This window comes from Corynebacterium hiratae, from assembly GCF_009708045.1.
Taxonomy (GTDB): Bacteria; Actinomycetota; Actinomycetes; order Mycobacteriales; family Mycobacteriaceae; genus Corynebacterium; species Corynebacterium hiratae.
Map to the genome: position 1 here is coordinate 1 of NZ_VIOG01000021.1, position 9890 is coordinate 9890.

General features: G+C 61.1%; 10 protein-coding genes. 4 read left to right on the forward strand and 6 right to left on the reverse strand.

Annotated features, from left to right (window positions below; genetic code table 11):
* On the reverse strand, nt 1–431 hold a 431-nt coding region (locus tag FME68_RS12710), incomplete at its 3' end, for a 50S ribosomal protein L6 (RefSeq protein WP_158397769.1).
* A 14-nt stretch (nt 432–445) separates the two neighbouring features.
* On the reverse strand, nt 446–844 hold the full coding sequence (rpsH, locus tag FME68_RS12715; protein WP_034986964.1) for a 30S ribosomal protein S8: 399 nt from the start codon (nt 842–844) through the stop codon (nt 446–448).
* A gap of 524 nt (nt 845–1368) precedes the next feature.
* On the opposite strand from rpsH, the gene FME68_RS12720 reads away from it, so the two are divergent.
* The 3 genes from FME68_RS12720 to FME68_RS12730 are packed head-to-tail and all read left to right on the forward strand — an operon-like array spanning nt 1369 to nt 4414.
* The gene (locus FME68_RS12720; RefSeq protein WP_005325331.1) at nt 1369–2487 is read left to right on the forward strand and encodes a FecCD family ABC transporter permease; all 1119 of its coding nucleotides are present in this window, start codon (nt 1369–1371) and stop codon (nt 2485–2487) included.
* Nucleotides 2487–3581 (forward strand): FecCD family ABC transporter permease, encoded by a 1095-nt coding sequence (locus FME68_RS12725; RefSeq protein WP_005325330.1) that lies wholly within the window; start codon nt 2487–2489, stop codon nt 3579–3581. The genes FME68_RS12720 and FME68_RS12725 overlap by 1 nt, the downstream gene beginning before the upstream one ends.
* 50 nt (nt 3582–3631) lie before the next feature.
* Nucleotides 3632–4414, forward strand: coding sequence for an ABC transporter ATP-binding protein (locus FME68_RS12730; protein WP_019176090.1), 783 nt, complete (start codon nt 3632–3634; stop codon nt 4412–4414).
* Between the two features lie 10 nt (nt 4415–4424).
* On the opposite strand, the gene FME68_RS12735 is transcribed toward FME68_RS12730, so the two are convergent.
* The 3 genes from FME68_RS12735 to FME68_RS12745 all read right to left on the reverse strand — a co-directional run bounded on the left by FME68_RS12735 (nt 4425) and on the right by FME68_RS12745 (nt 7263).
* Nucleotides 4425–5063, reverse strand: coding sequence for a DedA family protein (locus FME68_RS12735; protein ID WP_005325329.1), 639 nt, complete (start codon nt 5061–5063; stop codon nt 4425–4427).
* Between the two features lie 173 nt (nt 5064–5236).
* Nucleotides 5237–6253 carry an iron-siderophore ABC transporter substrate-binding protein gene (locus tag FME68_RS12740; RefSeq protein WP_005291893.1) on the reverse strand — a complete coding sequence of 339 codons (1017 nt, stop codon included), beginning with the start codon at nt 6251–6253 and terminating at the stop codon, nt 5237–5239.
* Nucleotides 6254–6318: 65 nt separating this feature from the next.
* The gene (locus FME68_RS12745; RefSeq protein ID WP_005325328.1) at nt 6319–7263 is read right to left on the reverse strand and encodes a methionyl-tRNA formyltransferase; all 945 of its coding nucleotides are present in this window, start codon (nt 7261–7263) and stop codon (nt 6319–6321) included.
* Nucleotides 7264–7340: 77 nt separating this feature from the next.
* Here FME68_RS12745 and FME68_RS12750 point away from each other — a divergent pair, with 77 nt between their 5' ends.
* Complete coding sequence (locus tag FME68_RS12750) at nt 7341–8441, forward strand: alpha/beta hydrolase-fold protein (RefSeq protein ID WP_328287858.1); 1101 nt, start codon at nt 7341–7343, stop codon at nt 8439–8441.
* On the opposite strand, the gene FME68_RS12755 is transcribed toward FME68_RS12750, so the two are convergent.
* Nucleotides 8329–9890: non-ribosomal peptide synthetase (locus FME68_RS12755; protein ID WP_158397770.1), on the reverse strand; the 1562-nt coding region annotated here is incomplete at its 5' end. The two genes, FME68_RS12750 and FME68_RS12755, sit on opposite strands and share 113 nt — an antisense overlap.

The following is a 9890-nucleotide window of genomic DNA, read 5'->3' on the forward strand; positions in this document are numbered from 1 at the left end:
CCGGTCTTTCTACTGCCCCAACTTTGCAACAGCACCGAGAACTTGGTGTTTCCGTCGACGGCAAACTTGATGCCCTCAGGCGCCTCAATCAGGACTGGGTGAGAGTAGCCCAGTGCGAACTCCAGGTTCTGGCCCTTGAGCTGCACACGGTAACCCACACCGAAGATTTCCATCTTGATGGTGTAGCCAGTAGTAACGCCCACGACCATGTTGTTGATCAGGGAGCGGGACAGGCCGTGCAGGGAACGGTTCTTGCGGCGGTCATCGGGGCGGGAGACGACGAGTTCTTCGCCTTCCTGAGCCACGGTGATTGGTGCCGGAATCTCTTCAGCCAGGGTGCCCTTAGGACCCTTGACTTCAACGTTCTGGCCGTTGATGGTGACGGTGACGCCAGAGGGGACGGTCACCGGTGCCTTGCCAATACGAGACATGGTTAAACCTCCTCTTACCAGACGTAGGCGAGGACTTCTCCGCCCACGCCCTTGTTGTTGGCCTCACGGTCAGTCAGCAGACCCTGGGACGTGGAGATAATAGCCACGCCCAGGCCACCGAGAACCTTTGGCAGATTAGTGGACTTTGCGTAAACGCGCAGACCCGGCTTGGAAACACGACGCACGCCAGCGATGGAACGCTCGCGAGATGGGCCGTACTTCAGGTTAAGCTCCAGGGTCTTGCCGACGGTCTCGTCGTTAACGGAGTAGTCGGCGATGTAGCCTTCCTGCTTCAAGATTTCGGCGATGTTGGCCTTGATCTTGGAGGATGGCATAGACACGGTGTCGTGGAACGCATTGTTTGCGTTGCGCACTCGTGACAACATGTCCGCAATCGGATCAGTCATGGTCATGTGAAGTGACCTGTTGCCTTTTTCGTTACGGTTCCCGTGCTCACCCTTGATGAATCGCGTGTACCGCACGATCGCTGGCTACTCACGCTCCGCCTAACTCAGTAGTTAGGGGTGCTCGCTGCCTTTATCCGTGCGGCCGCTTCGGGCGAGGGGCCTGTAACAAAGTGGATGTACAGTTTTTCTCCCTTGTAGCGGGAGACTCTTTCCGCAGGTCATGTGGCATTCCCGGGATTTTGACGCGTTAGCGTCGAAAAAAAGAACATGGGGGTACCTACCTACGGCAAGACCTGACTAGCCTAGCAACCAGCTAAAACATGTCCAAATCCCTGCTCAGAAGCATAGAGCTGAGGTGTAGGGTCGGCGCCATTCAGGGCCGACCGACCTCACTAGCCGCACTTGCTGGCTCACACACTCACCTGCACAGCTCCACAATCCCTCCTTGTAGTACTTTGATTAGGCTTACCTTGTTCATATAAGCTTGCTCCCGTTAAGATCATGGACTTTCACGCGTCAAGGAGGGATGCATGGCTATCTCTACCCCGCATGCGCAATCCCCTTCTCAATCACACCTGGGGTCTCGCGCGGACGCTACTGCGGACGCTTCTGCCAGCGCTCCATCAGGTAAAATCCCGCGTCGCCTCGTCGGCCTCGGCGTCCTTTTCCTCCTATTGCTCGCCAGCATCGTTGCCAGCATCGTGTTTGGATCACGGCAGATCCCTTTTGGAGAAGTGTCCGCCGTGTTCCGCGATCTCGGCACGGCGTTCGGCCACGCGGAGGGGCTGAATGTGGATCAGCGCGTGATCGTCGAGCTCCGCATTCCCCGCACCCTGTTGGGCCTAGTCGCCGGTGCTGCCCTTGGCGCCTCCGGTGCATTGATCCAAGGGCACACGCGCAACCCTCTCGCGGACACGGGCATTCTCGGCATCAACTACGGTGCGTCCCTGGCCGTGGTTGCCAGCTTCTCCTTGCTGGGTGTGACGTCCGTGTGGGCTACCAGCATGTGGGCGTTCGGTGGGGCCATCGCTGCTACTGCGTTGGTGTTTAGTTTGGCGTCCATAGGAGGAGGACAGGCCAATCCAATGACGCTGGTCCTCGGCGGCGCGGCTTTGTCCGCGGTCCTCAGCGCCATCATCAGCGGTTTTATCCTCACTGACGATGCCAATCTGGATCGCATGCGCTTCTGGACCGTCGGCTCCATCGCGGGCCGGGATCTCACCGTGTTCTACGGCGTGCTGCCGTTTATCCTGGTGGGCCTCCTGCTGGCGTTCATCACGGCACCGCAGCTAAACCTCCTGAATCTGGGCGATGACATCGCCTCCGGACTGGGCATCAACACCCAGCGCGCCCGCCTGATTGGCATGGCTCTGATCGCACTGCTGGCCGGTGCCGCGACAGCTGCCGCCGGCCCCATCACCTTCATCGGCCTGGTGGTCCCGCACCTCGTGCGCGCCATCACGGGCCCTGATTACCGCTGGATCCTCCCTTACTCTGCCCTGACGGGTGCGGTGATGATGCTGTTCGCAGACGTGGTGGGCCGTCTGATCGCTCGTCCGGGCGAGTTGCAAGTAGGCATCATCCTCGCGTTCGTGGGCGCGCCGTTCTTCATCGCCCTTATTTATCGACGCCGGGTGGTGGCCATTTAATGAGTTCCCTCCTTGCCCGCCCTACCTCTTCCACTATCCCTGGGCGCCCGCCATTCCGCGTGGGCTCATTTTCTGTGGTCTGGCGCCCTCGCGCGTTGACGGTGTCTCTATTGCTGCTCGTGGCGATCGTCTTGCTAGCGGCGGTCTCCATCGGCCTGGGTGACTATCCTGTGTCCCCGGCTCGTGTGCTGGAGGTGCTGTTCACCGGCCAGGGCACCCGCATTGAGCGTCTGGTGGTTTTGGATTGGCGCATGCCTCGTGCGCTGACGGCCATTCTGGTGGGCTGTGCGCTGGGATTATCCGGAGCCCTCACTCAGTCCGTGACTCGCAATGCGCTGGCCAGCCCGGATATCTTGGGCTTCACTACGGGCGCGTCCGCGGCCGCGGTCACCGTCATCACTCTGGGTGGTGGCGCTGGTGGTTTCCTCGGCTGGCTCAGCAGCATCGGCATTCCCTTGGCCGCGGTGCTTGGTGCGGCTGTCACCGCAACGGTGATGTGGGCTCTGGCGTGGAGGAGATCGACTGATTCCTTCCGGCTAGTGCTGTTCGGCATCATCATCTCTGCTCTGTTGACCTCGTATATCAACTTCCTGATGATCCGCACGGAGTTGCGCGATGCCGCGGCCGCGCAGTTCTGGCTTACTGGCTCCCTGAGCACTGCGGACTGGTCCAAGATGTGGCCCATCGCCATTGTTGTGTTGGTGTTTACACCGCTGCTGGCCTGGATTGGTCACCAACTTTTAGCCACCTTGCTGGGCTCGGATACTGCACGGGCTTTGGGACAAAACGTCCAGGGTGTGCAGGTGCTTCTGCTCGCCGCTGCCGTGGCTTTGGCAGCAGTGGCGGTCTCGGCCGCTGGCCCCATCGGGTTCGTCGCCTTCGTGGCCCCACAGGTGGCGCTGCGCTTGTGCAACTGCTCTGCACCACCGCTTCTGGCCTCTGCGCTGACCGGCGCTGCGCTACTCCTGCTGGCAGATATCAGCACCCAAACTCTTCTGCCCGTAGAGCTGCCGGTGGGCATTCTCACCTCGGCAATCGGCGGTGCGTTCCTTATTTATTTGCTGGTCCAACGGAATAGGTCAACCACGGCATGAGAAAAGATCCCACCCTGGAAGTTAGCAGTGCCGCGAACAAAGAAGGACACATGACTCAGAAGCACAGCATGAGCGCACGCGGCCTCGCCGTGGGCTACGGCGACCGGACGGTCATCGAAGGCTTGGACGTGGACTTTCCTCGCGGGCAGATCACCACAATCATCGGCCCCAATGGCTGCGGCAAATCCACGTTGTTGCGAGCCATGTCTCGTCTCCTTCCGGCGAATGAGGGCGAAGTGCTGTTAGACGGCGCCGATATCTCATCCATCAGGCGCAAGGACCTCGCACGGACCATCAGCGTGCTGCCACAAACCCCTACCGCCCCGGAGGGACTCAACGTGGCTGATCTCGTCTCGCGCGGTCGGCACCCACACCAATCGTGGATCCGTCAGTGGTCGTCCACGGACGAAGCCGAGGTGCACAAGGCGCTGGAAATGACTGGCTCGATGGGGCTGGCGGAGCGCACCCTGGATTCTCTGTCCGGAGGGCAGCGGCAGCGTGTGTGGATCTCCATGGTTCTTGCGCAGAACACGGACATCCTGTTCCTGGACGAGCCCACCACCTACCTGGATCTGGCCACGTCGGTAGAGATTTTGGAGCTGGTGCAGCGTCTACGCCGAGAGCTGGATCGGACTGTGGTGATGGTGCTGCACGATCTCAACTTGGCTGTACGCTACAGCGATAATCTCGTGGTGATGAAGGATGGACAGGTCCTCGCCACCGGGCGTCCCAGCGAGGTCATTACTCCAGAGCTACTGCTCGAGGCGTTTGCCCTCAACGCGCTAGTCATCGAGGATCCTGTCACCGGCGGTCCGCTGATCGTCCCCAAGTGACGATCAGGGCTTAGTCCTCCATCAGCTCCTGGGCGGGAGTCTTCTTGGACTTCCGCCAGTTGATCATCGCGGAAATCACCACCGGAGTCACAGACACCAGCACGATGACGATGGCGATCATGTCGATGCGATCCGCAATGCCCGGGATATCCCCCAGCAGCACGCCAATGCCGACCATGCTGACAATCCACAGCACTGCACCCGTGACGTTCCATCCCACGAACTTCTTGTACGGCATCTCCGCGGTACCAGCGGCCACGGGAATGTAGGTACGCACGATCGGGATGAAGCGCCCCAGTACCAGAGCCAACGGCCCGTACTTCAGGAAGAAAGCCTCGGCTTGTTCGAGGTGCTCGGTTATGAGGATCTTGGCGTCGGGCTTAAACAACTTGCGGCCAAAGCGGTGGCCGAGCCAGAAACCTACCTGGTCGCCCAAGAACGCCGCGACGATGGCCACGCCCACCAGAATCGGAACGTTCAAGCCCAGCTGATCGCGCAAGATTGCCGCGGTGACCAGCATGGAATCGCCGGGGAGGAACGGGAAGAGCACGCCGGATTCAATAAAGATAATCAGCGCAATGCCGCCGAGCGCCCAGCCGCCAAAGTTCTGGAGCAGGGTGGTGGCGTCCATGAGGTCGCTTAAGTGCACAGGGAATCCCTTCTAGAAAACAACTGGTCTATTCTTACCCCGGTTTCTGACCGGAATACAGGCAGCTCGCCCCTAGCGTGCATCCGTTATCCCCATGAGTGCCCGTCCCCTAGCCAGCAACAGCAAAACCGCCCCAGCACGTTCATGCGGGGCGGTTCGGCAGTTGATTCAGACTACTTCGTGGCGTCTGCCAACGGCTGCTCGATCTTGTCCAGCAGGTAGTTCAGGCTCAGCACGGTCTGCCATCCGAAGGCCTTTTCCAGGTCGCCTTCCAGGTAGACACTGTGTCCGTCCTTCACGGCGGGCAGCTTGCCCACGATCGGATCCTCGGTCACAGAAGCCTTGCTCTGCTTCGGAGAGTAAGACAGTTGATCCCACACCAGCACGTCAGAGTTGATCTGGTCTGCGTTTTCCTTGGAGACCTCACCGTAGAACTTGTCCTTGGTGATGCCCGCGTAGGCCGGGTTGATCTTGAATCCCAGCTCGGTGAAGAAGCGGCTACGCGGATCGCCCTCGGCAAAGACAGCCAGGCTCTCGTCGGAGACAGTGGCCACGCCGAGTTCCTTTTCGGCCCATTCTGGGTGGCGGCCCTTGAGCTCTGCGAACTTCTCCTTGACCTGCTCCACCTGGCGCTTTGCCTCTTCAGGCTTGCCCACGGCCTGCCCGATCTCTTCCGTGGTCACGTCCCATGGTTGCTGTAGTTCTTCGTATTCGCCCTTTTGTACGACGACAGGGGCGATCTCAGACAGCTTCTTGTACGTGTCTTCATCGATGTCCGAGTACACGGCCACGATGAGGTCTGGATTGTCCTTGGCGATGGCTTCCGCGTTGACTTCTGTGTCCTTGTCGATCCGAGGAGTGTCGCCCTCGATCTTGTCATTGGACCAGTTGCCCGCAGCCTGACCATCCGGGGTCATTCCGTCCCAGTACTTCACGGAGACAGGAGTAACTCCCAGCGCCAGCAGTGCGTCCTGATCCGTGTAGCCCAAGGAGACCACGCGCTGCGGGGCTTCCTTGATTTCGGTGGAGCCGTAGCGGTGCTCGATGGTGGTGGGGAATGCGCCCTGCTCGGCGTTGACTGCCTGGGAGTCCCCGGAATTTCCGGACTGGTCATCAGTCGAGCAAGCGGTCAGTGCCGCGCCCAAGGTCAGCACAGCAGCGGTGCTAACGAGAATCTTCTTGAGTGTCATTTTTCTCCGTTGTTACTGGTGACGGATTTCCGCGCGAGGCGTGGCCCGTACACAAAAGGGAAAGGTCAAACCTTTGGTTGGATATATCCAGCCCTATGTCCAAAGAATTCGGTGGCGGTCAGTTCCGAGTTGTCGTCGAGACGAACACGATCCAGAACAATCGCCGGCGCCGGCACGTTGGCACGGGGCGATCCACAGACCACCGCGATTCCTCCCTCGTGAGGGATGGTGACTCGGCCGGGGGTTCCGCCGAAGCGGCCCTGCGAGACGTGCGCGGAAAGCACGCGGACGCGCTGGCCTCGGAATTCAAAGTAAGCATTGGGGTACGGGTCGGACTGCGCCCTGACCAGCAAGGCGATATCTTCCGCAGGTTGGGTGAAATCTATGCGAGATTCCTGCTCGCCGCGCTTGTGGAAGTACGTAGCGCGGGTGGGATCTTGAGGTTGCGCAGTGGCGGTGCCTTGGGCGACGTCACTCAATGCGCGTTCCACGAGGGGCTCGATGAGGTCGATGGTCTTGGCCACGAGATCCGTGGTGGTGTCCTGCGGACCCACGGGGATCGCGCGCTGGGCAACGATGGGTCCGCCGTCCAGCACTTCATCCATCTCGTGCACAGTGACGCCCACGTGAGTTTCCCGGTTCAACAGCGCCCACAGGATGGGCGAAAATCCGGCGTACTCGGGCAGGAGACCATCGTGGACATTCAATGCGCCGTGCTTGGCCAGGCTGAAAACCTCGGGAGGAAGCCAGGTTCGCCAATTGTTGGCCACGATGATGTCTGGTGCAGCATCGCGCAACGCCTCAATGACGTCTTGACCCACGCGCTCAGTGACACACACCTGGAGCTCATGTTCGCTGGCGAGCTCCTCAACGGAGTCTGCCCACATTTGCTCATAAGGGTGATCGCTGGCAGGGTGCGTAACTACCAAAACTACTTCATGACCAGCATTGATGACCGCAGACAACGTCCGGTGTCCCCACGACTGATAGCCGAAAACAGCAACTCGCATGCAGGGGATGTTAGCTTAGGTTTACCTATGTAGTCAATGATGAAAGTGGCGCAATTTTCATGCCAGACTCCCCGGACGTGACCACCCTTCACCGAATCTCGGTGCCCGCGGATGCGGAAGCCCTCGTTTTCCCGGACCCCTACCGCTCGAACGTCGAGCTCACCGAATCGATGTCCACCGTCGATGTGCGCATCCCGGCGCACTCAGCAGTGACCTATAGCTTTCAATCCGGCGAGCTGAAATATCCCGATCCACATAACGCACACGGCGCAGGCCCACAGGCGAGCCTATTGAGCGGCGATTCTGTGGACCAGACACTCTGGCCGCCTCGCTCCCCAGAAGTCATCGCGGACTTGCCCGGCGCACGCCTGTCCATCGACCGGAAGGTATTCGGCAGGCGCTGCACCGCGCGCCTCGATGACCGCGGTGCGGATACCACCGTGGTGTTTTTGGATGGCGATGACTGGATCCATCTGCATGACCTCACGGGCGCACTGGACCGGGCAGTCACGGCAGGGCTTATCCCCCAGATCAACCGCGTCTTCCTGCCGGCAGCCAAAGACCGCAGCGAGGAGTACACCTCCCAAACATTCGCCAGCGCACTGGCCACCGAGCTTCCGCCGATCATCAACAGCAGCCACATAGTCCTGGTGGGGCAAAGCTTCGGCGGTCTCTCCGCCCTGCGCGCAGCTCTTACGGCTTCCACCGAAACCACGCCTGCAATCAAAGGAGCCATCGCCCAGTCCCCTGCCGTCTGGTGGTCCGCTGACCGTTCTGCAGAGCTCGCGGACACGCTCTCGGACGGGCCCGCAGGAGGCGACATTGCCGCACAGCTCACTGGCCCCTCACTCGAAAATCCTGCGGCTCACAGTGGCTCCGGTCTGGCACGCATCGTACTGACGTGCGGTGCAGAAGAGCCGCCCATGCAACGACACGTGGATGCAGTGGCCGATGCCCTGACACGCCGCGGCTTCCCACCACCAATCACCGCACGCCCGGTGGCCACGACCCTGCGATGTGGCGCCACGGGATCATCCCGGCACTCGCCGAATTGCTGGGCTGAATCTACGAGCGCGCCTCCACAAACTCCGCCACGCGCTCGACTGTCCGCAGACCGTAGAATTCGCGCACGCCAACCTCCACTCCCAGCTCTCCACGCAGCAGTGCGCAGAGCTTGATGACCGCCATGGAGTGCCCACCCATGTCAAAGTAATCAGCATCCACCGGCACGTCCTCGGGCTCAATATCTAGCGATTCGGCAAACAGCTCCGCCGTGATCTCCTCGGTTTCGTTCGCCGGTTCGCGGCCCTTCTCCGTGATCCTTTCTCCCTCACCCAGTGCAGCAAGGTCGGTCTTTCCATTCGACGTCACCGGCAACTCATCCACGATCGACCATCGATCCGGGATCATGTAGCTGGGCAGTTCCTCGCGCAATGCATTACGCACGCCAGTCAGGAAACTCTGCCGCTCCCCCTGGTCCGCATCGCGCAGTTGTGGGGCCACGAGGTGACAGGCCAGGAGTGTGGCGTCGGATATACGAACAGGAACGGTCACGCAGTGGAGGATGCGGGGATCAACGCCGCGGGACACGGCGGCCGAGACGTCGCCGGGATCCACGCGGTGACCACGAATTTTCACCTGATCGTCGCTGCGTCCGAGGTACTCGAACATGCCATCCGCACGCACGCGGACGATGTCTCCCGTGCGATACATCCGCTCACCCGGGGCGCCCCACGGGCAGGCGACCATGGAGCTGGCGGTGCGCGCCGCGAGCCCATGATACTCCTGCGCTAAGCCGCTGCCCGCGAGGTAGAGCTCACCCGGCGCTCCTGTAGGAACGGGGCGCAACCACGGGTCCAAAACGAACGCCGCCGTGCGATCCACCGGCATTCCGATCACGGGCGTGGCGCTCTCATCCGTGCCAGCACCCAGGGCGTTGATGGTGTACTCGGTGGGTCCATAGAGGTTGTATCCGCGCACGTCATCGGCCTTTCGCAAGGTCTCCCACACGCCGTGCGAGACAGCCTCGCCGCCCAAGAGCACCAGCCGCGGGCGATGCGCGCCGGATTCCAGCATCCCCTCCGCGAGCAGCTGCTCGGCAACGGTCGGGGTGACGTTGATGACATCCACCTGATGCGCGCGAATGGCCTCAACCATGGCCGCAGCATCGCGTCGCAAATCCTCGGAGAAGATCCGCACCTCGTGGCCTTCCACCAGCCAAAACAGCTCTTCCCACGACATATCGAAGGCGAAGCTGATGGCATGCGCGATCCGCAACGTCCGCCCATCGGCAGCAGCTGGGGCGAAGATCTTGCGCCGGTGATTGTCCAGCATGTTGTGCAGCCCGCGATGCTTGATCACCACGCCCTTGGGCTTGCCGGTCGATCCGGAGGTGTACATCAGGTAGGCATCGTCCCCGGGCACCGCCGCAGGCGTGTGGGTGGTGGCGTGGGAATCGGCAGTGGTGACGTCGACGCAAGGAAGCGCACCGATCCGCTCCATGCGCTCCCGAGAACTCGAGTCCACCAGCGCGGCTGCGGGCTGGCTGTCCTCCACGAGGACCCGGAGCCGCCCATCGGGGTGCGTCAGATGGTGCTGTTGCAAAGTTGGGGCAGTAGAAAGACCGA

Bases quoted from the DNA above. Each gene is read 5' to 3' on its own strand.
- FME68_RS12740 (WP_005291893.1), bottom strand. From the start codon at position 6,253: ATGACACTCAAGAAGATTCTCGTTAGCACCGCTGCTGTGCTGACCTTG.
- rpsH (WP_034986964.1), bottom strand. From the start codon at position 844: ATGACCATGACTGATCCGATTGCGGACATGTTGTCACGAGTGCGCAAC.
- FME68_RS12745 (WP_005325328.1), bottom strand. From the start codon at position 7,263: ATGCGAGTTGCTGTTTTCGGCTATCAGTCGTGGGGACACCGGACGTTG.
- FME68_RS12725 (WP_005325330.1), top strand. From the start codon at position 2,487: ATGAGTTCCCTCCTTGCCCGCCCTACCTCTTCCACTATCCCTGGGCGC.
- FME68_RS12720 (WP_005325331.1), top strand. From the start codon at position 1,369: ATGGCTATCTCTACCCCGCATGCGCAATCCCCTTCTCAATCACACCTG.
- FME68_RS12730 (WP_019176090.1), top strand. From the start codon at position 3,632: ATGACTCAGAAGCACAGCATGAGCGCACGCGGCCTCGCCGTGGGCTAC.